Source organism: Ferdinandcohnia sp. QZ13 (assembly GCF_031324165.1).
Lineage (GTDB): Bacteria > Bacillota > Bacilli > Bacillales > Bacillaceae_L > Ferdinandcohnia.
Genome location: NZ_JAVIVW010000001.1, coordinates 283,369 through 304,913, shown reverse-complemented (window position 1 = coordinate 304,913; position 21,545 = coordinate 283,369). Strand labels below are relative to the sequence as shown.

Here is a 21,545-nt window from a genome sequence, read left to right as displayed (position 1 = left end):
GTATGATCAAAATATGAAAGAGTGGATACCAATACCAGGAACTAATAAAGATACCATACTAAAAGTGGCTTTAGAGGAATTTAGTAAAAAAGGATACAAAGTGGTAAATATCACAGAACTTGCTGAAAAAGCGAATGTGACTACTGGTGCTATTTATCATCACTTTGGGTCAAAAACAAAGCTCTATGAAGTTATTCGGGCTGAAATGGAACAAAGGATTATAGATAGAATGGAGGGTGCCGTATCTTTATTTGAAGATACATTTAGAAAAATTGAAGCAGCAATGCTAATTGGAATAGATTTTGCAGTGAAGGTTCATATTTGTCGCTTACTTTGTGAGGAATCTCCTGGAAAAAATAAAGATAAAGTGGAATCTTTTTTTAACGGAATGATTTCAGAATCTTCTCTTCCTATAAATATTGTTGTTATTGCTTCATGGAGATCAATCTTGAAATCACTTGCTGAAGGTGAAATTACACTTGAACAAGGTAAGCAATTAATCAAATGGATGTTTAATAAAGAAACGTATTAAAAAAGCAATGCACCGTGCATTGCTTTTCCATTTACCAATTTTTATTTTTCACTAAAGTCGTGATATGTGCTAGATGATGGTTTCCATGCCAAGCGCAAAAGCCTAAAAAGATGCCTAATTTCATTGCGCCACCTTCTGGGGGAACATATGACAAATCATAATCATCCATTGAAAAGCTTTGTAAAAGTGTGACCCAACGTTTGTGAACACCTTCGATGATTGCTAATGAAGCATCTACCGGTAACGTCGAATCTGAAAGTACAGCCCATTTTGCTTCATCATATGGTTTAATAACTGGATTACCTTCAGTTACAGCTAACTTAAAACGAATATATGAATTCATCGATGCATCTGCAATATGATGAACAACCTGGCGAAGTGTCCATCCACCGTTACGATAAGGTGTATCGAGCTGTTGATCTGTTAAATCTTTCACCGCATCTTTTAGTAAAGGCGGTAAATTCTCAATTTCTTTTATCCAGCCGGCTGCTAATTCTTCTGTCAAATCTCCATCAAATCGGAATTCTCCAATCGGATAACGTTCATCCATTATATTCCCCTCCTTAAAATTTCGAATACAAAATGCTTAGTATTATTTTAACAAAAGTAAGGGAATTTTTCTGCTTCTATGGGTTTAATAAAGGAGCAGAATGAATTGTGTTTTCTAAATGAAATAGGCGAACCATTTGGTTTCGCCTATTTACAAGATTTTTACATAAAATGTCCGCGTTCGAGGACCATCAAATTCGCAAAAATAGATGCCTTGCCATGTACCAAGGAGTAAACGGCCATTTGTGACAATAACATGTTGCGAAGCGCCGACAGTACTAGCTTTCATATGAGCTGCGGTATTTCCTTCCATGTGACGGTCAAGTTTATGATGCCAAGGATATAATTCATCAAAACGGCGAATCATGTCACGTTTTACATCGGGGTCCGCATTCTCATTAATCGTTATCCCAGCTGTTGTATGTGGACAATAGACAATCACAGCGCCCTCTTTTATCCCCTTTTCGTCAATAATGGCTTGAACTTTTTCTGTTACATCTACCATTTGGTCACGATTATTAGTTTGTATAATGAGCTTATGCAACATGATTTTTGTATCTCCTTCATCATATTATCCAAAGAATAAATCAAGGATATTTGATGCGGTTGAAGAATTCTTATTGTAGAACTCAGAGTATCCGCAATTCTTACAATATACTACAGTAAAACGATTGTTTTGAATATCTAACATTTTAGTAAGACCAGAACCAGTCATCGATACATCTTTCGTACCAGCATTTGTGCTTCCGCATTTAACGCAGCCTTTACCTTCCACAAAATCCCCTCCAATTTTAGTTCTAACACTATTATTTACGGATTTATAGGAAATTAGTTTCAATTATTTTTTGTTATTTGTGTAAGTGCATCCTCGATTGTTGGATAAGAAAAAATATATCCTTCCTTAATCAGTCTTTCTGGAATAACCCATCTGCTCTTTAAAATTAATTCCGTTTCCGTTCGAATAAAAATCGCACCAATTTCAAGAAGCCAAGCTGGGGAAGGTAATCCGAATTTACGTTTATATGCCCCTCGGAGACTATTCATTAACTCGCGATTTGTAATAGGATTCGGGGTTGAACAGTTAAAGACCCCAGCTAGATGGGGATGATCCCGAATATAAAGAACAATATTGAACAAATCCTCAATATGAATCCAACTGAATTTTTGAGTACCATGTCCCTGGATTCCCCCTAGCCCAAAGCGAACTAGGTTTTTATATGGAATCATTACACCCCCACCCGCTCCAAGTACAATCGAGATTCTTAGCGCAACCTGCCTAGTGCTCTGGAATTGATAAGAAAAAAAGGCTTCCTCCCATCTTTTTGCAACATCTACTGAAAAACCAGTACCAATTTCCCCAGATTCTTCTGTCATTGGTCTATCTTCAGCATGCCGATAGATCGTTGCTGTGCTAGAATTAATCCATAATTTTGGCGGGTTTTTACATTCTTTGAGGGCATCACCTAATATTTTCGTAGTCTCCGTTCGAGAGTGGAGAATTTCTTGTTTATTTTTTTCGTTATATCTGCAATTGACGGATTTTCCAGCTAGATTGATAAGAATCTCGGAATCCTCGAGTGCCTCTATAATTCCTTTTCTATCATCCCATGTGATGTTTGGTGCATTTCTTGAAATCACGTTTACTACATACCCAAGTTCACTAAACCTTTTTAAAAAATAGGTGCCCACAAAACCAGTACCACCTGCAAGGACGACCTTCTTCATAGTATTCATCCCCTTATATCATTCTTTTACCAGTTTACCATTATTTGGTGCGAAAGGTGAAATACGAGTATAATAGATTCGAAACTATAAGAAAGGTTGTGGCATATGATTTACAAGGAACGAACCGAATCGATTCACATCAAAATAATGAAATCCCAAGATGCTCGAATGGATTTGAACAAAGCAGAAAGGAAGTATTTTTCAAATCAAATTAAGGGGTATGAAGGAGAACTGTTATTTGATTCATTCACAAAAAATCTTGAATGTGATTGTCTGGTTTTAAATGATTTATTGCTCCAATTTAATAACACTACATTTCAAATTGATTCCCTGTTGGTTACAGCCGAGGTACTCTATTTCTTTGAAATAAAAAATTACGAGGGTGATTTTTATTATGATTCAGAACGACTTTACAAGAAACCTAAAATAGAAAGGAACAGCCCACTCATTCAACTCCATCGCAGCGAATCCTTACTTCGACAACTTCTCCAAAGTCTCGGTTTTACAATACAAATTTATGCTTATGTAGTCTTTGTAAATCCGGGTTTTACTCTATATCAAGCACCGCTACATACACCCATTATCTTTCCAACACAACTAATCTCTTTTTTTCAAAATCTTAATAAGTCTAATGCAAAAATAAATAATAAACATAAAGTGCTAGCGGAGAAATTAGTTTCAATGCACATGCAGGAGTCTCCGTATAGTCAGTTACCGGAATATACTTATGATCAGTTACAAAAAGGGATTTGTTGTGCGGAGTGTGGGTCTTTGACGGTAGAGATTGTTGGAAGAAATTGTGTTTGTAGACGCTGTGGACATGAGGAATTAGTTAATGATGCAGTACTACGTAGTACTGCAGAATTGAAACTTTTGTTTCCTGAAAATAAGATTACAACGAATTTGGTTCAGGAATGGTGTTGTGTTGTGGAGTCGAAGAAGAGAATTCAAAGAATTCTAGATAAGAATTATCAGATTGTAAGAAATAATCGGTGGACGTATTATGAATAATAAAGATTGTATGCAAAAGAGTGTCTCGGAGACATTTTAAATGAGGACTCACTTGCTTTTGTCTTTGTGAACTCGTGTCAAAGACATTTGGTCAGTGAGTTAGGTGCAGTTTGTCCTCGAGAGCTAGTCTCAGGGGCATTTTAAATGAGGACTCACTTGCTTTTGTCTTTGTGAACTCGTGTCAAAGACATTTGGTCAGTGAGTTAGGTGCAGTTTGTCCTCGAGAGCTAGTCTCAGGGGCATTTTAAACGTGAACTCACTTGCTTTTGTCTTTGAGAACTCGTGTCAGGGACATTTGGTCGGTGAGTTAGCTGCAGTTTGACCTCGAGAGCAATCCTAAGAGACATATTCAAAGCGATCTAACTATCTTTTGTCTTTTAGAAGCCATGTCAGAGACAAATTCCTGATGAAAATGCCTGATTTTGTCTACGATAGCTATCCTCAGAGACATTTACAAAGCATACAAACGATCTTTTGTCTTTGAGAAGCATTGTCAGGGACAAATAGCCGATGAAATTGCTTGATTTTGTCTATGATAACCAGCATCAAAGACATATTCAAAGCGATTTACCTATCTTTTGCCTTTGAAAGCCGCGTCGAAGACAACCAGTTGATGAATTTGCAAGAGTCTGTGTTCCAAACATATTCCCAATGACATTTCAAATCAAAATAATGAAGTTTGTCTTCTGGTGTTGTGTCTAAACAAAGTAGTCTTATGAAATAAAACAAAACAAGCACCCGCCCCCGGGTGCTTGCCATATCAAATTATTTATATAGATGCTTGTTTATTAATCCACGGATGTAGACGAGCATACAACAACATGAAAATTGTTGCAACGATCAATCCTTTTAGAATGTTAAACGGAAGAATTGCGTAAACCACCATTTTGAGTGTCTCTGGTGCTGACATGATCGGGATATTCAAGAAAAAGTTGAATGCCGGTAGAAATACATAGTAGTTAAGAACACTCATGATGATTGCCATCATCACTGTACCGCCAATTAATCCGACTGTTAAGCCTAATTTCGTTTTTATTAGTTTAAAAATATAGTAGGTTGTTAGAACGAATATAATCCCTGCTACAAAGTTTGAAATATGACCAACTGGTACGCCAGTTTCACTTCCGGTGATGAAATAATCAATCATGTTTTTGAATAATTCAACCAGGATTCCGGCCATCGGTCCAAAAATAAGTGCTGCTAGTAATGCGGGAACATCGCTAAAGTCGACGTTCAAAAAGCTTGGGAATGTTGGCAACGGGAAGTTTAAAAACATTAGGATGTACGAAATCGTACTCAACATTGCAATTGCCACAAATTGACGTAAAGGTATTTTCTTCATTTTTTTCTTTCCTCTCCTCTTTTGTCGATCCACCTCAAAAGAAGAAAGGTTCAGCTTTTAAGACATACCCAAATAAAAACCCCCAAGAATAGCTTCTTGAGGGAGTTAATGTAAAAGGCATGCTTAATAAACGTCCAATCATTATAAATTTTTTGAACGCGCAGAACCTCCATCTTCTCCCATCCAGACTATACTGTCGGCTTTGGAATCGCACCAAATCCTGCCTTTCGGCTCGCGGGCTTAGAGAGTACTCTCATCACCGCCGGTCGGGATTTTCACCCAGCCCCGAAGATAGATCAATATTTAGTTTCACTTTATTTTAGCAAGTATATGTGATATTGTGAAGCAATTTGCTTCATATCACCCAATTTTGTATAAATTTCACCTTCATATTAGTAAAATGCACGTCAAAACTTACTTTCCATCGACAACTTCTTTTAAGATCTCATATGAACGCTTTTGTTTTTCCTGATCATAGATGTAAGAAACAGCCATGAGCTCATCGACATTATATTTTTCCTGGAAGCTTGTTAATTGCTTACGTATGGTATCTTTGCTTCCTAATAATGTGACACTAGACATGGATTGTGCCATTTCTTTTTCATGTGGGTTCCATAGTTCATCCATGTTCTCAACTGGTGGTTGTAATGGGTTTTGTGAACCACGTACAACGTTTAAGAAAAATTGCTGCATGGTTGTGATTTCTCGTTTAGCCTCTTCATCAGTATCTGTTGCAATTACATTGAGGCATACCATCATGTAAGGTGAACTTAAATATTTGGATGGCTCAAAACGTTTGCGATAAATGGAAATCGCCTCCTCCATATATCTAGGTGCAAAATGTGAGGCAAATACATACGGAAGTCCTAATTTTGCAGCCAAATAAGCAGAATCGGTTGAAGAACCAAGAATATAGATTGGTACATTTGTATCTACTCCAGGATAAGCTTTTACATACCCTTGGCGTTCCATCAGACCAAAGTAGGTGAGTAAAGCATTTACATCATTAGGAAAAGTGTAAACAGAATCATTATTTGAACGTCTTAATGCACTGGCTGTCATCATATCGGTTCCTGGTGCTCTTCCCAGACCTAAATCAAGACGGTTTGGATAAATGGTCGCCATGGTTCCAAACTGTTCTGCTACAACTAGTGGTGAATGGTTTGGAAGCATAACTCCACCGGAACCAACTCTGATTTTTTCTGTGTGCTCTAAAGTATGCTTAATTAAAATGGACGTAGCAGAACTGACTAATGTTGGTGAATTGTGATGTTCCGCAATCCAATATCTTTTGTAACCCATTTTTTCAGTAGTTTGAGCTAAGTCAACCATAGCATCAATTGCGTCTTTCTGATTCTGCCCTTTACGAATTGGAGCAAGGTTTAGAACCGAGACAGGAATATTTATATTTGTCATGTGTATGACCTCTCTTCCATTTTGTTTCATTACTATCTTATCAATTGTAAGTAAAGAAACAAACAATGTTGCTCGACTGAAGTTCGAGAAAAAATTCAGACTATTTGACCAAGAGGATTTATTTTAATTGTGATATAATTTTGAAAAATATTTTCACTTCACCATGAAAGGGGTTACTTTATGTCAAATCTACATACGCCAATACAGGCACCAACGAGTTATAAAAAGAAATTCGCGATGATTGGTCCGGGTTTTGTTGCAGCAGCAACGGGGGTCGGAACAGGTGACCTTGTCGCAGCATTAGTTGCGGGGGCAGGCTTTGGACTTGTATTCGTTTGGGCAATTATTCTTGGTTCTATTTTTAAATATTTCTTAAATGAAGGTGTAGGTCGTTTGCATCTTGCTACAGGAAAAACGATCATTGAAGGCTGGCTGCAAATGGGAAAATGGGCTACTGGTTATTTCGGAATTTATTCTGTTATTTGGGGATTCGTGTACGGAGCGGCCGCAACATCTGCTTGTGCTATGGCGATGACCGCGATGTTTCCTGTCCTCCCCTTTTGGGCTTGGGCTGTAATTCATGCAATTGTAGGATTCCTTCTCATTTGGAGTGGTCGTTATCTCCTATTCGAAAAAGTAATGATGGTTCTAATAGGATTAATGTTTGTTACAGTTATTGGTTCTGCAGTATTATTCTTACCTGCTATTGGTGTTCTTTTAAAAGGTTTTGTTCCAACTATTCCACAAGGCTCTTTTATGCTTGCTCTAGGTCTTATCGGTGGTGTAGGTGGTACTATAACGATGGCATCCTATGGCTATTGGTTAAAAGAAAAAGGCTGGAAAGGGAAAGACTGGATTCCAATGATGAGATTGGATTCAAAGGCAGCATATTTTATGACTGCATTGTTCACTCTATCTCTTTTAATAGTAGGAAGTCAGTTCCTTTATGGAACTGGAATTGAAATACAAGGCGAACAAGGGTTATATCAATTATCAGAGATGATTGGTGACAAATTCGGAACTGTTTTTACTTGGCTCTTTTTAATTGGTTTTTGGTCTGCAGCGTTTTCTTCTTTATTAGGAGTCTGGAATGGCGTTCCTTATCTATTTGCAGACTTTGTACGCATTACGAAAAAGGAACACGATCGCTCAGTTACTGAAAAAGATCTGGCATACCGTGCATTTTTAGCCTGGCTAACCTTCCCTCCTATGCTCCTTTTATTCTTTGGTAAACCTGTTGAGTTAATTATTTTATATGGTGCACTTGGAGCTTTGTTTATGCCATTTTTATCGATAAGTTTATTGTGGTTGCTGAATTCCAAACGCATTGGAAAAGAGTATAGTAATCGTTTACTGTCCAATATTGTATTATCTGCATGTTTGGTTTTATTCGTAGTTTTAGCTATTCAACAATTAGTAGGATTATTTTAAAGCATAAAAACACTTTCTATTTGAAAAGAAAGTGTTTTTTACTTGGTTGCAAATTTTAATAGTAATCAAGAAATAGGTAAAAACTAATTAGGGAAATTTAGGTTAAGGTGGAGTATTTATGCATTTTTTTGCCTCGCAAGACCATCTCACTGCTGTTGACTGGATTCTTAGAGCAATTGTCGGCTTCGTTTTTTTTATCGTAGTAGCTAGAATGATGGGCCAAAGAACGATTTCACAGGTCGGTCTTCTCGACTTTGTGATTGTGTTACTAATTGGAAATATAATTGCTCATCCATTATCAGATGAGGGGTTAGGTTTAAAAGGGTCGATGATTACGATGACCGTTATCTTGATTCTTTATTTGATTGGTATTTTATTAAGTCTACGGTCAAATATGATAAGAAAGTTGTTTATTCCTGCACCGATTCCACTAATTGAAAACGGGAAAGTGCTTTATAAAAACTTGAACAAAGCTAGGATTTCAATCGATGTTCTTTTATCAGAATTAAGGATGGATAAAATAGAAGATATTCAGAAGGTTGCTTTAGCTTCTTGGGAGCCTGGCGGATCTGTATCGATTTTTTTAAAAAGTGAACACCAACCGTTAACTCCGAATTCCCTTAATGCCCCTATTCAACCATTTCAATATCCTAAGACCATTATTAAAGAGAAAAAGATCGATCATAATGTATTAACCGAAATTGGAAAAAACGAAGATTGGCTATTGAAAAAACTCCAAGCAACCGTTAAGAATGTAACACTTAATGAAATTTTACTTGGAACAATAGATGAAAATGAAAATGTTAGATTATTTCTATATCATTAGAGAGACTCACGCATTCAAAATACTCCCATCCAAAATTGGTCATACTAACCAAATGAACAATTTTGGATATTGGAGGATATTGGTTTGGAACATTCATGGCTCTCTCTAATTCCTTTTTTTATTGTAATCGGGATGGCGATTTGGTTAAAGGATATTTTACCTGGACTTGTTTTAGGATTATTAGTAGGTGCGATTCTTGTTACATCTGATTTATTAGCTGGAACACAGCAATCGATAACATATATCGTGACCACTTTATCAGATCCAACCAATATTAAAATCGTAAGTTTTTTGTATGTGTTCGGTGGTTTAGTTGGAATGATGAATATCGCTGGAGGTATTAAAGGATTTACAGAATGGATTGGGGAAAAAATTAAAAGCGAGCGAGGTTTGCTCGGTTTAATTTGGCTCACCCTCCCTTTTACTTTTATGATGCCAATGTTTCGGATTATGATGATTGGGCCTATAATTAAACAACTAATCAAAAAAATGAACCTATCAAAACAGAAGGTCGGCATGACATTAGATATTTCCACCGAATCGGTAATCGTACTTTTACCAGTAGCGACTGCGTTTGTTGGCTTTATGGTTTCACTTGTTGAAGGTGGTATTAAAGGTCTTGACCTAGGTATGTCCGCATATGAAGTTTTCCTACTAAGCATCCTGTTCAATTTTTATGCAATTGCAATGCTTCTTATTGGAATCATGCAAACATTATGGCCATCTAAAAAAAAGTCCAATTCTGATAAAAATCAGGACCAAGAAGAAAATGAGCACGAATTTCACCGTATGGGGATAAAAAAAGAGTTATCGCTTGTAAAAGCTCAGCCTTGGAATTTAATAGTTCCAGTATTTCTATTGTTAGGATTATCGCTTTACCTACTATGGGAGGATGGCAAATCACTCGGAGCCGAAACGGTTTTTGAAGCATTTTCGATGGCTGATGCTACTTTTGTGATGCTATTAGCTGTGTTCATCACCCTCGTTTTTACATTTGTCTTTTATGTGATTCGAAAACAGAAATTACATGAGATTATGTATCATTTTTACGATGGCGGGAATCAAATGATGCAGGCGATAAGCCTCCTTATCTTAATATGGGCCCTAACTTTATCAGCAGAGGAACTCGGTTTTTCTGTATTTATTAGTTCAACCCTAGGTTCATTTCTACCCGGTTTTTTGACTCCTGCAACGATTTTTATTATCGGCTCTGTTGTTGGCTATTTTATTGGGTCCTCATGGGGAACGTGGGGCTTATTTATGCCGCTTGGGATAGCGCTAGCTTTGTCGACAGGTGCCTCGATCCCATTAACCGTTGGAGCTGTTTTTGCGAGTGGAGCATTTGGGGCGTTGACTTCCCCTCTTGGTGATACAACCATTACAACAGCATCGATTTTAGATCTGGACCTAGTTGACTATGCTCAATACAAATTAAAAGTTTCAACCATAGGTGGCATCCTTGCAACAGCTCTATATATCGCAGGTGGTTTAATGATTTAAAAAAGACTAAACGCTAAATGTTTAGTCTTTTTCCGATGTTAAAGGTTTCGTTCTTGATATGTTTTAAAGGCAGGGTTTTTTAATACAATGCCAACAATAATAAACCCAAAGATAGAACCTGCAATTGAGCTAAAAATAAACGATGGTACGAATCCAAAAAGCGCAGCATCTTGACCAAGAATGAGTGTGGCGATTGGATAGCAAGCCATCGCACCCAATAGTCCAGTTCCGACAATTTCACCGGTCATTGCCATAGAAGCTTTCTTTGTTTTTGAATATAAATAGGCTGCTAAAAATGCTCCAATCATACTTCCTGGAAAGGCAAATAACGAACCCGTACCAAGCATGTTTCGAAGTAAAGATACTGAAAAAGCTTGAAGTACTGCGTATGCTGGACCCAAAATGACTGCCGACAATACATTAATAAAATGCTGCATTGGAAACACTTTTGTAAATCCGATTGGTATCGCAAACAAATGGCTTGTAACTGTTCCTATTGCGACAAACATCGCTGTGATTGTCATTTTTAAAGTTTTATTCATTGTGAATCCTCCTTTGAATTGTTAGTCCATTACTAATCCACCATCAACGACAAGGTTCTGCCCAGTTACTCCTTTACTCCATGGTGATGCAAAGAAAAGAACCGCATTCGCAACATCCTCTGGTGTAGTGACTTTTTGAAGGGGTGTAGAATTCTTAATTAATTGGAAAACCTCTTCAGAAGTTGCTGAACTTGCATCTGTTGTTTGAAGTAAACCTCCTGATATCATGTTAACGTTAATGCCATATGCACCAAGGTCTTTTGCCATGTTCCGAGTAAATCCTAAAAGTGCTGCCTTACTGGTGTTGTAATCATGATAAGCAACGACAGGGTTTTGGAAGAGATTCGTACCAATTGTCACGATTCGACCAAAGCCTAATTCCTTCATGTCAGTAACCGCAGCCTGAGTCGTATGTAAAGCTCCTCGTATTGCACCTTCAAGCTGTGTGTGATAATCCTCCCAAGATATATCTTCTGCGTTTTTTCTAGTAATTGGGTCAAAACGGAAATTTATTAAAGCGTTATTAACAACTGTTGTTATAGGTTGATCAAAATGCTTTTTCGCTTCAATAAATAAGTTCTCTACCTGTTCACGATTTCTCACATCAGCTTGAATCGCAAGCGCGTTTTCACCAATTTCTTCTTTTAGAGAATGAGCTTTGGCTTCGCTTTTGAAGTAATTGATAACCACTTTCGCTCCTTCATTTACAAATCCTTTTACAATTTCCTTTCCTAGTCCACGTGCACCACCGGTAACGAGAACAACCTGATTTTGTAACTTCATTCTAGTAGCCTCCTAATATGGTAAGATAAGAAATACGCAAAAAAAGCCAGACCCACATAAATGGACCTGACTTAGGTAGCAAGAAAAAATGGAAGTTTTCCACTCTACTTTCCTCCGCCGGTATTACCCGGATCAGGTCCAAAGGGTTAAAAAACGTCCGTTTTTCTCTCAGCCCAATCGGGCACCCCTAGTAGTTTGCGAATATTCTTTCTATAAGCATAGTAGGTTAGGACAAAAATGTAAAGGTATTTGAATACCAGCCTTTAAATATATTTACTCCCCTCTCTAACGCTCAACTTCGCCAATGTTTTTTCATTTATAAATTCACGAACTGAATCTGGGTTCGTCTTTGAATATTCCCTTAATGCCCAACCGATTGCCTTTTGAATGAAAAATTCCTTACTATCTGCATTGGCTCTTATGTATTTGTATAGGTATGTTTCATTTGTTTCTAGTTTATATTTTAATTGAAATAATACCGATGAACGTTTTAGCCATATGTTGTCACTAAATGCCCATATTTCAATTCTTTCCTCAATTATGCTGGGTGTATCTTTTGCGATTTTTCCAATAAGATGTGGGGCAAGAACATCGACCGTATCCCACCAAGATTTTGTGATAATGAGATTCTCTATAAATAGCAAATGGCTGCTATTTATTTTCTTTAAAGACCTGACTAAATAGTCTAAAGCTGCATATTGATATTCGCGTTCTTCTTTCATCCACAATTGTTTGACAAGCTCAAGATTAATTTCTTGCTGTAAAATACCTGTTTCTTTATAAAAGTCACGCATTAATTGTCTTCTTAATGGTGCTTTTATTCCAAGGAATGGGAAAAGGTTTTTCATATATTTCTTCATTGGTTCTGCATTTTCTTCATTTCTATTAGATTCAAATAATTCAACAAGTTTATTTAATTCGTTCATATCATACTCCCTTAGTACGTTTCCTTTATTGTACTTTATTACCTTTTATAAGCAAAATAAAAAATACCATCTTTTCTATGTAGAATACGTACGAAAAGATAGTATTTAGAGTACATTACTGCATCTTTATAGGAGTAACAACAGCAAATAAATTTTCTGTTGGATTGTTAAGGTTTACTTCGATTACTTTGTAGCCCTCTTTGTCTTTGTAATCATTTGAAACAGTTGTTTTAATCTCGTTGCTCATCTTCCGTACTTCCCTTCTAACAGTTTTCTCACACAATAAGTAGTATATGAAGGGGAAACGAAAATGTGCTTACTTTTCAAAAAAATATTCAAGATTATTAAAAAAGTTTGTCCACCTAGTAGTTCTTAAGCTAGATTTATTCTATATATTGTATTAGTAGAATCAAAAAAAGAAAGGTGGTCCCACTTTGATTGAGAATTCATTTTATAGCCAAGAACTCCACGGTCCTTATGAACTTCATAATTTAGGGGATTTTACGCTAGAAGAAGGTGGAATGATTCCAAACTGTCAACTTGCCTATGCGACATTCGGTGAATTAAACGAAGCGAAGGATAATGTAATTGTCGTCCCTACTTGGTTTTCCGGTACAAACAAGGCCTATGAGCCATATATAGGCGAAGGAAGAGCATTAGATCCTAGTAAATACTTTATTGTAATTATCAACCAAATTGGAAATGGACTTTCAAGTTCCCCACATAACAGCCCCGCTCCTATTAGTATGGTAAACTTTCCGAAGGTCAGGATTAGTGATGATGTACGTGCTCAGCATCAATTCCTTACTGAAAAATATGGGATTGAAGAAGTTGCGTTAGTTGTTGGTGGTTCGATGGGAGCCCAACAGACATATGAATGGGCTGTGAGATATCCGGATATGGTCAAACGTGCTGCACCAATTGCTGGAACTGCTAAAAATACAACACACGATTTCATCTTCACAGAAACTTTAATAGAAGCCATCACTTCAGATCCAGGCTGGAAAAATGGAAACTATCACTCTTGTACGGAGGTAGTCGAAGGTTTAAATAGACATGCAAAAATATGGGCTGTTATGGGGCTTAGCACAGAATTTTATAAACAAGAAAAATGGCGCCTATTTGGAGTCAATTCTGTTAACGAATTCGTTAACGATTTTTTACAGCCACTTTTTGCGGCGATGGACCCAAATGCGTTGCTCACGATGGCATGGAAATGGCAACGTGGGGATGTAAGTAGAATGACAAACGGAAATCTAGAAGAGGCACTTGGAAGAATCAAAGCAAAAACCTTTGTTATGCCGATAGATGAGGACATGTTCTTCCCTCCACGAGACTGTGAAGACGAACAAAAAATGATTCCGAACAGTGAACTCCGATTAATCAAAAGTATTTGCGGTCATTTTGGCTTATTTGGTGTAGAAGGACCAGATTACTTTGATCAGATTGACAAACATCTTATAGAACTATTAGCCACACCGGTATAAAATATCATACTAATAAAATTGAGCAATCTACTTAGATGGCTTCAGAGTATAGACAAAGTCAGTACTGACTTTGTCTACACGTTTTTTTACAGGATATCTAGATGTAAATTACTCTCCCCAAACTGTCTTGAAAACGCTTGTCAGACAAGGCGCGCAACTGATCGAAGACGCGAAGAGAAGTTGCCTTCATGAGCGGACGAGAGAGGCAAGCAACGAAGTATGCGAGCGTTTGTCAACAGCCTGGAGCCATCTACGTAGATGGCTTTTTTATCTGATTAATATGTGTAAAAAGAACCTCAAAAAGCCATATTAGTAAAATAACATATGGGAAAGGATGGAAATCTATGAAGAAAGATGAGCATGTAAAGAACCAGGTTCTTTATATTACAAACCCTGCTTACGATGCTTTGCATTCAGAACATCTTCTTGAGGAAAATGATGAGGAAAATCATTGCGAACCTATCAATAAAACGGATGTAGAGTAATAAATTGAAAAAGGAGGACAATGGTCATTGTTCTCCTTTAGTCTATATTAGTCGAGTGGTGTAATTTCTACATTTAAAACGCCAACACTTGGTGAAGCACCCAATGCTTCAAATGCTTTGCGGTGAAGGTTAATTCGATTTGCTGGGAATTTCTTCACCTGATCAACTACTGTTACTATTACGTCTTGATTCGGAACAAAAGAAACATTTCGGATTCGTAAACGTTGACCACATTTAAATGGACTATTTTCTCCGACTGCTACAGTCATGTTGTTGTCATAGGACCAACCCATTTCACATTTTGTTGGTGTTCCGCCCCATGTCCAAGTAGCTTTTCCTAAAATCGTATCGGGATTTCGATTCCAATCCCACCCATAGTAAGGTGTTGGGTACGGTTGTACGTACTGGTGATAGTAATATTCATCATACATGTTCCGTGGTTCTAAGTATCCGTGACAATAAGGGCAGTAAAAACCAGACGTCTGATTTATCATCTCTCTCCTTCTCCTTTAAAAACCAATTTTCTAATTACTTCGTCTACTTAAATGTATGTAAAACGACTACTATTGGTTCCTGTTGGAGAGTTATACTTAGACCTCTTTGTGGACATGGAATTTCTTTATTTCTGATCCTGAATGTGAAATAAACTGAGCAAGTCTGATTTATTCGTCACTAAGTCTTCTAACGTATAGCCATTTAATACATTTATGAAAGCCTGTAATGCTTCATTTAATGCATGTTTTAGTTTACAAGATGGTGAAATGGAGCAGTAGCCCCCTCCCTCTTTAAAGCAGTCCACGATATTGAAGTCGTCCTCTGTATTCGACACGACCTCCCCAATATTAATATCTTTTGGATGCTTCGCAAGCCTAAAGCCCCCATTCCTTCCACGAATGGTTTTGATGTACCCTAGTTTTCCTAAATGATGAATGATTTTCATTAAATGGTTTTTTGATATATTATAAGCTTCTGCAATTTCTTGGATTGTACACAATTCTTCTTCATTTTTCATTGCCAAATACATTAAAACGCGTAAAGAATAATCCGTATAATTAGTTAACTTCATTTAAAAAACTCCTTATATTGATGAGTTCTTAATAAGTATAGCACGAAAGTCCTGTTTTCACTGTAAATGTGACAATTTTTTAAAAGATGTATTAAAAAGGTATCTTTTATTTGCACTGTCGTTATATTATAAACATGTATTTTAAATATTTGTTTTGAAAGGACGTCATATCATGCTAACTCAACAAACAATTGAAATCGTAAAAAGCACAGTTCCAGTACTTGAAAAATACGGTAAAGATATTACAACACATTTTTACAAGCGTATGTTTAAAAATAACCCAGAATTGTTAAATATTTTCAACCATGCAAATCAAAGACAAGGCCGCCAGCAAACAGCTTTAGCAAACGCAGTTTATGCTGCGGCTGCTCATATTGATAATTTAGGAGCTATTCTTCCTGTTGTTAAACAAATTGCTCAAAAACACCGCGCATTAGGAATTCAACCTGAACATTATCCAATCGTTGGTGAAAACCTACTTGGTGCAATTAAAGAAGTATTAGGGGATGCAGCAACAAATGAAATTATCAACGCTTGGGCTGAAGCTTATGGGGCAATTGCAGATGCGTTCATCGGTGTGGAAAAAGCAATGTATCAGGAAGCAAAGGAACAGCCTGGAGGTTGGGAAGGCTTCAAAAACTTTGTTGTAGACCGTAAAGTGAAAGAAAGTGAAGTTATTACTTCCTTCTATTTAAAGCCTGAAGATGGAACAGAAATTGCATCTTATCAAGCCGGTCAATACTTAACTGTTAAAGTGCAGCCTGAGGGTGACGAATATACACATATCCGCCACTATAGCCTTTCAGATGCACCTGGGAAAGACTATTACAGAATTAGTGTCAAACGTGAAGAATATGGTGTCGTTTCAAATTACTTACATCAAGAAATTAATGAAGCTGATGTAATCACTGTAAGTGCTCCAGCTGGTGATTTCGTTCTTGAAGCAAAAGAAACTCCTGCCATTTTATTAAGTGGTGGTGTTGGATTAACACCAATGGTCAGCATGTTAAATACAATTGTAGAGCAACAGCCTGAACGTGAAGTTATGTTCATCCATGGTGCACTTAATAGTGAGGTTCACGCATTAAAAGACGATGTTGCTGATCTTGCATCAAAACATGAGAATGTGAAGAATTTCGTTGCTTATTCGGCCCCTACCGACCAAGATCGTCAAGAATCGAACTTTGATAAGGAAGGCTTCATTGACCTTGATTGGTTAAAAACAACTGTTGGAACAACAGATGCAGACTTCTACTTCTGTGGACCAGTACCATTCATGAAGATGATGTATCGCTCATTAAAAGAATGGGGCGTTGAATCAGAAAATATTCACTTCGAATTCTTTGGTCCTGCTAGTGAATTAGAAGAATCAGCAGAAGCAGTAACTGCATAAACTAATATTCTTAAAGGCTCTCAGTTTCTATGATGAAATTGAGGGCTTTTTAAATTATAAAAAGCCACCTAGCTTTTACTAGATGGCATTTACGATTATGATAAGGATTCAGTTTTTACTTTTTTCTTTTCCTCAGGAATGAGCAAGTTGAGGATCAATACCGCGATTGCACCAACAGCTGTACCAGAAGAAAGAATATAGTTAGCAAAATCAGGAACACTGTAAAGAATCTCTTTTGGTAATACAATTGTTCCAACCGTTAACAGAATAGGAACTCCGATTACAATCATGTTTCGGTCATCAATCGTAACATGTTGAATTACCTTTAAACCATTCATTACGATTGCCACACAAACAACTCCGAAAATACCTTGGATAACAGGCTGAGGAATACAAGTAATAATTGCTGATAGCTTTGGAATAAGCCCTAAGAAAATTAAAATAACCCCTGCTGCAATAATTGCCATACGGCTAGCAACTCCAGTAATCGCCAGAATGCCGGCATTAGAAGAATAACCTGTCACCGGTGTTCCGCCAACTAAAGAACCTACAAAACAGCCAAGCCCCTCGCCTACAGATCCACGATTCAATCGCTGATCATCCAACTCTTCATTTGTAACCGTTGATACAACAAACCAAGTACCTGTTGTTTCAATTAAAATAATCATATAAATAAATACCATTGTTAAAATGGCTTGAAGATCAAAAATAGGTTGTCCAAATGGAAAGAAGCTTGGTAATGAAATCCACTTTGCTTCCTTAACAGCTGAAAAATCTACAGTACCAAAAAATGATGCTGTGATTGTTCCAATTAAAATTGCCAAAATAACTGAAACTAAACGGAAAAACGTACCATATCCCGATTTTTTACGACCAAGTAACATAAATACCAATAATACTCCTGCTGAAACGGCAGCGACAATCACATTATGACCGACATTTCCCGGTGCAGAATAAATGCTATTGAACGCACTAGGCATTAACGAAATCCCTACTATGACAATTACTGTACCTCCTACTAATGGAGGAATAATTTTTCTAACGGTTTTTGCAAATACTTTTAATGGATAACCTAAGATTGCAATTAATAGAGCACCTGGTATTAAGCTTCCGAATACTGCTCCTAATCCAAGTTTACCACCGATTGCAGCAAGGGCACCGATTGGTACATAAGAAGGCCCCTGAACAACAGGTAATTTTAAACCTCCGATGGTTTGAATGAGGGTAGCGATACCAGCTGCAAGAAAACACATCTGAATAAAGTAAGTTGTATCCATTGTGTTCAATGCAAGTAGGCCAGCAATTATAATTGGAGCAATATAAAGATCCATTGCAAGTACGTGTTGAAAACCTAGTAAAAGAGATTTACCGACACTAATTTTGTCATTGACTCCGACGGTTAAGTTCGGGTTTTGAGAATTTTGTTCCACTGTTCTTCCCCCAATGTTATGAAATAAATAAATATAAAGCTACTTCTTCAGAGTAAAACTCTGGTTATTAATGGTAACATATAGTAGTTATGGTAATAACACTATTAACACGTTGTATAACATATTTGAATTATAAAGAAGGTTTTTTAAAATGTAAATACAAAATACGAATATTTTATATAGGTATTTTATTAATGTTCGGTTTTCGTTGACTTTGTAAGTTCTTCTATATAAAATGTAATGAGGGAATACAAGAATTAAGGAGGATTGGTCATGTTAGTTGAAGACCAAGTATTAAGAGATCAATGGATTGTTTCAGCAAGAGCTGAAGATATTAAAGAAGAACCACAACAAGTCATCATACTAGGTGAAAGAATTGTTTTATTTAGAACAGAAGAAGGTATTCACGCTTTTAAAGACCTTTGTATACATCGTGGTGCAGCTCTATCTTTAGGATGTGTAAAAGATGGACAGCTCGTTTGTCCATACCATGGCTGGGAATATAATTCTGAAGGAGATTGTACAAAGATTCCTCAATTGCCTGAAGGAAGAAAAATTCCATTAAAAGCAAAGGCAATTAAATTTAATTGCCGTGAAGAATACGGCTATGTATGGGTGAATTTAAATAATAATAATCCTAAAATGTTTACATATCGTCCGTTTCTTGACGAAAGCTATCATAATGTAATTTGGGGACAAATTGAAATAAATGCGAAGCCACCTAGGGTTGTTGAAAATTTCCTCGATGTTGGTCACCTTGCATTCGTTCATGAAGGCTTCCTAGGTGTTCAAGACAAGCCAGTGATTGGCGATTACGATGTTCATCAGGGCCAAGATTCTATTTACTCTGATGAGATTGCCATCTTCCAACCAGATCCAGATGGAACTGGGGTGGCTAAGGATGTTTATTATACGTACGAAGTATTCAATCCTCTTGTTGTTCAATTTACAAAGAGAGACCCTGACAACGATAATAAAATGACAATTGTCCTTATGATTCAACCTGTTACGGAAGAAAAATCGATTGCTCATGGAATTATTTCCTTTAACTATGACACAGGTACAACTGACGAAGAAACGGTTAAGTTCCAGGATATGATTTTTGCACAGGACAAGCCCATTGTTGAAAATCAAAAGCCGGAAGATCTTCCATTAGATCTACAGGTTGAGCTTTCCTTAAAATCTGATCGTATGAGTATTGCATATCGTCAATATTTGAAAAAAATCGGCGTTACTCTTGGAACTGCCTAATCTAGAAAAAAGTGCCAATCCCCTATTTTTATAGGATTGATTGGCACCCTTTTTTATAGTCGAAATAAATTTCTAAATCTCATTACGTTATAAAATAATGCTGCATCTCTTCCCTCTTTTGTATATCGGTTTCTCTGTTTTCGCCGCAAACACTCCATAAAAGCTTGGTCACAATCCCGTGACGGACCATATCGTCGATAGCAAAGGTCATGTCTCATACAACATGAATCTACCCGATTTGTGGGTGGACCAGAACCACCACAGCCTGGACCACACCATCTATAGCCAGGCATACAAAAACCGAACCCTCTTCTATCGCTCATCACTCTCCCCTCCTTTTTATTTCAGACTATATTACTAAAATATGTTTTGGTTTTTGGAAAGGAAGGGCTTTTACAAAGCATACTGTTAAGACTATTAAAAAAGAATTGAAAAGTCTGATAAAAGTTTGATAGTATAACATTATTATCAAGGGCAAATGGAATATTTAACATTGTCCACTCTATTTTTACATCAGACGAAGGAGATCAAAATGAAGGGTAAATTTCATTATGCGTGGATGATTGTATTTGTCACGTTCCTCGCATTTTTAGCAGTTCAAGGAGGAAGGTTAGCATTCGGAGCGTTTGTTGAGCCTTGGGAGCAAGACTTACATATGGACAGGGCGACAACTTCACTCATTTCAACCATAAGTTTTGTCATTTATGGTCTATCACAACCCTTTATTGGGAGATTTATAGACAAATATGGTGCGCGCCTTATTTTATCTATTAGTACGTTTATTGTAGGAATCAGCTTCTTTTTCATCACTTTTGTTACGCAGCCTTGGCAATTATTCGTCATTTATTCTCTAGTATCAGTGGGTGTTGGCGGTGCATCGAACGTAGCTGGCACAGTTCTTATTACGAATTGGTTTAATAAAAAACGTGGTCTAGCATTAGGGATTATGGAAGCTGGCTTTGGATTTGGACAAATGCTCCTTGTTCCAGGCTCTCTTATGTTAATTCATTGGTTTGATTGGAGGATCACAATCTTTATTTTAGGTGCTCTGTTAATCGTCATCGTATTCCCTGTCGTATTCTTCTTTTTACGCAACCATCCCGATGAAAAAGAAATGGAGCCTTTGGGCGGAAAAATAATTGAGAAAGAAGAATCTGAGACAGAACCTGTTAAGAAATCTGTCTCACTTAAAGTTCTGTTTAAAATGCGCCAATTCTGGTTTTTAATGTTACCTTTTGCTGTTTGTGGATTTACAACAACGGGTTTGATGGATACACACCTAATTCCTTTATCCCACCACCATGGCTTTTCAGCAACTGTAACAGGCACAGCAGTAAGTATTTTAGCTGCTTGTAATATTGTTGGAATCTTGCTTTCTGGTGTTATCATTGATTATTGGAGTAGCCGTAAACTATTAGTTTTTATTTATTTTACACGTGCTTTATCAATAGGCATTCTAGTTTACTCTCACAACACTGTGTTATTGTTACTATTTGCAGCTATTTTTGGATTCGTTGATTTTGCTACAGTTGCACCCACTCAATTATTGTTAACTCAATATTTTAAAAACTATTCAATTGGATTTATTGTAGGGTGTTTATCTCTTAGCCATCAAATTGGTTCGGCATTAGGTGCTTATATTCCAGGACTATTATATAGTAGTTATGGTAATTATGAATTATCTCTTTATATATCAATCTTAATTGTTCTTGCTGCGGCGATTATGAATCTTTTATTGCCTGAACCGAATCGAATAAAAATAGTTAATAAAAGGGCAAGCTAATTCAAAGTTTGCCCTTTTTACGCCTAAAAATAGAACCATGGACATTTGAATTCTAGTTTGACTATGG

The 21,545-nt window shown here is 36.9% G+C and carries 24 protein-coding genes and 2 riboswitches; of the genes, 10 read left to right on the top strand and 14 right to left on the bottom strand.

Annotated features, from left to right (window positions below; all coding sequences use genetic code 11):
- Positions 1 to 13 precede the first annotated feature (13 nt).
- The gene (locus RGU12_RS01550) at positions 14 to 532 is read left to right on the top strand and encodes a TetR/AcrR family transcriptional regulator (RefSeq protein WP_309534497.1); all 519 of its coding nucleotides are present in this window, start codon (positions 14 to 16) and stop codon (positions 530 to 532) included.
- A 31-nt stretch (positions 533 to 563) separates the two neighbouring features.
- On the opposite strand, the gene RGU12_RS01545 is transcribed toward RGU12_RS01550, so the two are convergent.
- The 4 genes from RGU12_RS01545 to RGU12_RS01530 all read right to left on the bottom strand — a co-directional run bounded on the left by RGU12_RS01545 (position 564) and on the right by RGU12_RS01530 (position 2,806).
- Positions 564 to 1,082 (bottom strand): YfiT family bacillithiol transferase, encoded by a 519-nt coding sequence (locus tag RGU12_RS01545; protein WP_396232293.1) that lies wholly within the window; start codon positions 1,080 to 1,082, stop codon positions 564 to 566.
- A gap of 150 nt (positions 1,083 to 1,232) precedes the next feature.
- Entirely contained in the window at positions 1,233 to 1,628 is a 396-nt protein-coding gene (locus RGU12_RS01540) for a secondary thiamine-phosphate synthase enzyme YjbQ (RefSeq protein ID WP_309534496.1), read from the bottom strand.
- A 24-nt stretch (positions 1,629 to 1,652) separates the two neighbouring features.
- The gene (locus tag RGU12_RS01535) at positions 1,653 to 1,856 is read right to left on the bottom strand and encodes a zinc ribbon domain-containing protein (RefSeq protein WP_116350392.1); all 204 of its coding nucleotides are present in this window, start codon (positions 1,854 to 1,856) and stop codon (positions 1,653 to 1,655) included.
- 59 nt (positions 1,857 to 1,915) lie between these two features.
- On the bottom strand, positions 1,916 to 2,806 hold the full coding sequence (locus RGU12_RS01530; RefSeq protein WP_309534495.1) for a TIGR01777 family oxidoreductase: 891 nt from the start codon (positions 2,804 to 2,806) through the stop codon (positions 1,916 to 1,918).
- Between the two features lie 105 nt (positions 2,807 to 2,911).
- Between RGU12_RS01530 and RGU12_RS01525 the strand changes: the two genes are divergently transcribed.
- Positions 2,912 to 3,817: a nuclease-related domain-containing protein gene (locus RGU12_RS01525; RefSeq protein WP_309534494.1), complete on the top strand. Its 906-nt coding sequence runs from the start codon at positions 2,912 to 2,914 to the stop codon at positions 3,815 to 3,817.
- Between the two features lie 769 nt (positions 3,818 to 4,586).
- Here the strand turns inward: RGU12_RS01525 and RGU12_RS01520 are convergent.
- Together RGU12_RS01520 and RGU12_RS01515 are read right to left on the bottom strand one after the other, a co-directional pair.
- Positions 4,587 to 5,159 carry an ECF transporter S component gene (locus RGU12_RS01520; RefSeq protein WP_309534493.1) on the bottom strand — a complete coding sequence of 191 codons (573 nt, stop codon included), beginning with the start codon at positions 5,157 to 5,159 and terminating at the stop codon, positions 4,587 to 4,589.
- Positions 5,160 to 5,326: 167 nt separating this feature from the next.
- Positions 5,327 to 5,456, bottom strand: a riboswitch (FMN riboswitch).
- Between the two features lie 117 nt (positions 5,457 to 5,573).
- Positions 5,574 to 6,575 carry an LLM class flavin-dependent oxidoreductase gene (locus RGU12_RS01515; RefSeq protein ID WP_309534492.1) on the bottom strand — a complete coding sequence of 334 codons (1,002 nt, stop codon included), beginning with the start codon at positions 6,573 to 6,575 and terminating at the stop codon, positions 5,574 to 5,576.
- A gap of 180 nt (positions 6,576 to 6,755) precedes the next feature.
- Here RGU12_RS01515 and RGU12_RS01510 point away from each other — a divergent pair, with 180 nt between their 5' ends.
- The 3 genes from RGU12_RS01510 (at position 6,756) to RGU12_RS01500 (ending at position 10,332) form a co-directional block, all read left to right on the top strand.
- Positions 6,756 to 8,006 (top strand): Nramp family divalent metal transporter, encoded by a 1,251-nt coding sequence (locus RGU12_RS01510; protein WP_309534491.1) that lies wholly within the window; start codon positions 6,756 to 6,758, stop codon positions 8,004 to 8,006.
- Between the two features lie 118 nt (positions 8,007 to 8,124).
- Complete coding sequence (locus RGU12_RS01505; RefSeq protein WP_309534490.1) at positions 8,125 to 8,832, top strand: DUF421 domain-containing protein; 708 nt, start codon at positions 8,125 to 8,127, stop codon at positions 8,830 to 8,832.
- Positions 8,833 to 8,916: 84 nt separating this feature from the next.
- The gene (locus RGU12_RS01500) at positions 8,917 to 10,332 is read left to right on the top strand and encodes a Na+/H+ antiporter NhaC family protein (protein WP_309534489.1); all 1,416 of its coding nucleotides are present in this window, start codon (positions 8,917 to 8,919) and stop codon (positions 10,330 to 10,332) included.
- Positions 10,333 to 10,370: 38 nt separating this feature from the next.
- On the opposite strand, the gene thiW is transcribed toward RGU12_RS01500, so the two are convergent.
- The 4 genes from thiW to RGU12_RS01480 form a co-directional block, all read right to left on the bottom strand.
- Positions 10,371 to 10,874 carry an energy coupling factor transporter S component ThiW gene (gene thiW, locus RGU12_RS01495; RefSeq protein ID WP_309534488.1) on the bottom strand — a complete coding sequence of 168 codons (504 nt, stop codon included), beginning with the start codon at positions 10,872 to 10,874 and terminating at the stop codon, positions 10,371 to 10,373.
- 21 nt (positions 10,875 to 10,895) lie between these two features.
- The gene (locus RGU12_RS01490) at positions 10,896 to 11,657 is read right to left on the bottom strand and encodes a 3-oxoacyl-ACP reductase (protein WP_309534487.1); all 762 of its coding nucleotides are present in this window, start codon (positions 11,655 to 11,657) and stop codon (positions 10,896 to 10,898) included.
- 92 nt (positions 11,658 to 11,749) lie between these two features.
- A riboswitch (TPP riboswitch) is annotated at positions 11,750 to 11,856 on the bottom strand.
- Between the two features lie 64 nt (positions 11,857 to 11,920).
- Positions 11,921 to 12,583: a DNA alkylation repair protein gene (locus RGU12_RS01485; protein ID WP_309534486.1), complete on the bottom strand. Its 663-nt coding sequence runs from the start codon at positions 12,581 to 12,583 to the stop codon at positions 11,921 to 11,923.
- 115 nt (positions 12,584 to 12,698) lie between these two features.
- A complete protein-coding gene (locus tag RGU12_RS01480; protein WP_309534485.1) occupies positions 12,699 to 12,830 on the bottom strand; it encodes a hypothetical protein in 132 nt (43 codons plus the stop codon).
- A gap of 187 nt (positions 12,831 to 13,017) precedes the next feature.
- Between RGU12_RS01480 and RGU12_RS01475 the strand changes: the two genes are divergently transcribed.
- Together RGU12_RS01475 and RGU12_RS01470 are read left to right on the top strand one after the other, a co-directional pair.
- On the top strand, positions 13,018 to 14,070 hold the full coding sequence (locus tag RGU12_RS01475) for an alpha/beta fold hydrolase (protein ID WP_309534484.1): 1,053 nt from the start codon (positions 13,018 to 13,020) through the stop codon (positions 14,068 to 14,070).
- Between the two features lie 344 nt (positions 14,071 to 14,414).
- Positions 14,415 to 14,555 carry a hypothetical protein gene (locus tag RGU12_RS01470; RefSeq protein WP_309534483.1) on the top strand — a complete coding sequence of 47 codons (141 nt, stop codon included), beginning with the start codon at positions 14,415 to 14,417 and terminating at the stop codon, positions 14,553 to 14,555.
- Between the two features lie 47 nt (positions 14,556 to 14,602).
- Here RGU12_RS01470 and RGU12_RS01465 read toward each other — a convergent pair whose 3' ends face one another.
- Positions 14,603 to 15,049: an RlpA-like double-psi beta-barrel domain-containing protein gene (locus tag RGU12_RS01465; RefSeq protein ID WP_309534482.1), complete on the bottom strand. Its 447-nt coding sequence runs from the start codon at positions 15,047 to 15,049 to the stop codon at positions 14,603 to 14,605.
- A 125-nt stretch (positions 15,050 to 15,174) separates the two neighbouring features.
- On the bottom strand, positions 15,175 to 15,621 hold the full coding sequence (locus RGU12_RS01460) for an RrF2 family transcriptional regulator (protein WP_309534481.1): 447 nt from the start codon (positions 15,619 to 15,621) through the stop codon (positions 15,175 to 15,177).
- Positions 15,622 to 15,793: 172 nt separating this feature from the next.
- On the opposite strand from RGU12_RS01460, the gene hmpA reads away from it, so the two are divergent.
- On the top strand, positions 15,794 to 17,014 hold the full coding sequence (hmpA, locus tag RGU12_RS01455; RefSeq protein ID WP_309534480.1) for an NO-inducible flavohemoprotein: 1,221 nt from the start codon (positions 15,794 to 15,796) through the stop codon (positions 17,012 to 17,014).
- A gap of 95 nt (positions 17,015 to 17,109) precedes the next feature.
- On the opposite strand, the gene RGU12_RS01450 is transcribed toward hmpA, so the two are convergent.
- Positions 17,110 to 18,444 carry a uracil-xanthine permease family protein gene (locus tag RGU12_RS01450; RefSeq protein ID WP_309534479.1) on the bottom strand — a complete coding sequence of 445 codons (1,335 nt, stop codon included), beginning with the start codon at positions 18,442 to 18,444 and terminating at the stop codon, positions 17,110 to 17,112.
- A gap of 273 nt (positions 18,445 to 18,717) precedes the next feature.
- Between RGU12_RS01450 and RGU12_RS01445 the strand changes: the two genes are divergently transcribed.
- Positions 18,718 to 19,695: a Rieske 2Fe-2S domain-containing protein gene (locus tag RGU12_RS01445; RefSeq protein WP_309534478.1), complete on the top strand. Its 978-nt coding sequence runs from the start codon at positions 18,718 to 18,720 to the stop codon at positions 19,693 to 19,695.
- Between the two features lie 53 nt (positions 19,696 to 19,748).
- Here the strand turns inward: RGU12_RS01445 and RGU12_RS01440 are convergent, their stop codons facing one another.
- A complete protein-coding gene (locus RGU12_RS01440; protein WP_309534477.1) occupies positions 19,749 to 20,018 on the bottom strand; it encodes a phospholipase A2 family protein in 270 nt (89 codons plus the stop codon).
- Positions 20,019 to 20,227: 209 nt separating this feature from the next.
- On the opposite strand from RGU12_RS01440, the gene RGU12_RS01435 reads away from it, so the two are divergent.
- Positions 20,228 to 21,478: an MFS transporter gene (locus RGU12_RS01435; RefSeq protein ID WP_309534476.1), complete on the top strand. Its 1,251-nt coding sequence runs from the start codon at positions 20,228 to 20,230 to the stop codon at positions 21,476 to 21,478.
- Positions 21,479 to 21,545: the final 67 nt, after the last annotated feature.

Excerpts from the sequence above, each read along its gene's own strand:
- RGU12_RS01510 (WP_309534491.1), top strand. The coding sequence starts at position 6,756 with ATGTCAAATCTACATACGCCAATACAGGCACCAACGAGTTATAAAAAG.
- RGU12_RS01515 (WP_309534492.1), bottom strand. The coding sequence starts at position 6,575 with ATGACAAATATAAATATTCCTGTCTCGGTTCTAAACCTTGCTCCAATT.
- RGU12_RS01470 (WP_309534483.1), top strand. The coding sequence starts at position 14,415 with ATGAAGAAAGATGAGCATGTAAAGAACCAGGTTCTTTATATTACAAAC.
- RGU12_RS01490 (WP_309534487.1), bottom strand. The coding sequence starts at position 11,657 with ATGAAGTTACAAAATCAGGTTGTTCTCGTTACCGGTGGTGCACGTGGA.
- RGU12_RS01480 (WP_309534485.1), bottom strand. The coding sequence starts at position 12,830 with ATGAGCAACGAGATTAAAACAACTGTTTCAAATGATTACAAAGACAAA.
- RGU12_RS01435 (WP_309534476.1), top strand. The coding sequence starts at position 20,228 with ATGAAGGGTAAATTTCATTATGCGTGGATGATTGTATTTGTCACGTTC.
- hmpA (WP_309534480.1), top strand. The coding sequence starts at position 15,794 with ATGCTAACTCAACAAACAATTGAAATCGTAAAAAGCACAGTTCCAGTA.
- RGU12_RS01540 (WP_309534496.1), bottom strand. The coding sequence starts at position 1,628 with ATGTTGCATAAGCTCATTATACAAACTAATAATCGTGACCAAATGGTA.
- RGU12_RS01460 (WP_309534481.1), bottom strand. The coding sequence starts at position 15,621 with ATGAAGTTAACTAATTATACGGATTATTCTTTACGCGTTTTAATGTAT.
- RGU12_RS01520 (WP_309534493.1), bottom strand. The coding sequence starts at position 5,159 with ATGAAGAAAATACCTTTACGTCAATTTGTGGCAATTGCAATGTTGAGT.
- RGU12_RS01550 (WP_309534497.1), top strand. The coding sequence starts at position 14 with ATGAAAGAGTGGATACCAATACCAGGAACTAATAAAGATACCATACTA.
- RGU12_RS01525 (WP_309534494.1), top strand. The coding sequence starts at position 2,912 with ATGATTTACAAGGAACGAACCGAATCGATTCACATCAAAATAATGAAA.
- RGU12_RS01485 (WP_309534486.1), bottom strand. The coding sequence starts at position 12,583 with ATGAACGAATTAAATAAACTTGTTGAATTATTTGAATCTAATAGAAAT.
- RGU12_RS01445 (WP_309534478.1), top strand. The coding sequence starts at position 18,718 with ATGTTAGTTGAAGACCAAGTATTAAGAGATCAATGGATTGTTTCAGCA.
- RGU12_RS01530 (WP_309534495.1), bottom strand. The coding sequence starts at position 2,806 with ATGAAGAAGGTCGTCCTTGCAGGTGGTACTGGTTTTGTGGGCACCTAT.
- RGU12_RS01465 (WP_309534482.1), bottom strand. The coding sequence starts at position 15,049 with ATGATAAATCAGACGTCTGGTTTTTACTGCCCTTATTGTCACGGATAC.
- thiW (WP_309534488.1), bottom strand. The coding sequence starts at position 10,874 with ATGAATAAAACTTTAAAAATGACAATCACAGCGATGTTTGTCGCAATA.
- RGU12_RS01545 (WP_396232293.1), bottom strand. The coding sequence starts at position 1,082 with ATGGATGAACGTTATCCGATTGGAGAATTCCGATTTGATGGAGATTTG.
- RGU12_RS01505 (WP_309534490.1), top strand. The coding sequence starts at position 8,125 with ATGCATTTTTTTGCCTCGCAAGACCATCTCACTGCTGTTGACTGGATT.
- RGU12_RS01440 (WP_309534477.1), bottom strand. The coding sequence starts at position 20,018 with ATGAGCGATAGAAGAGGGTTCGGTTTTTGTATGCCTGGCTATAGATGG.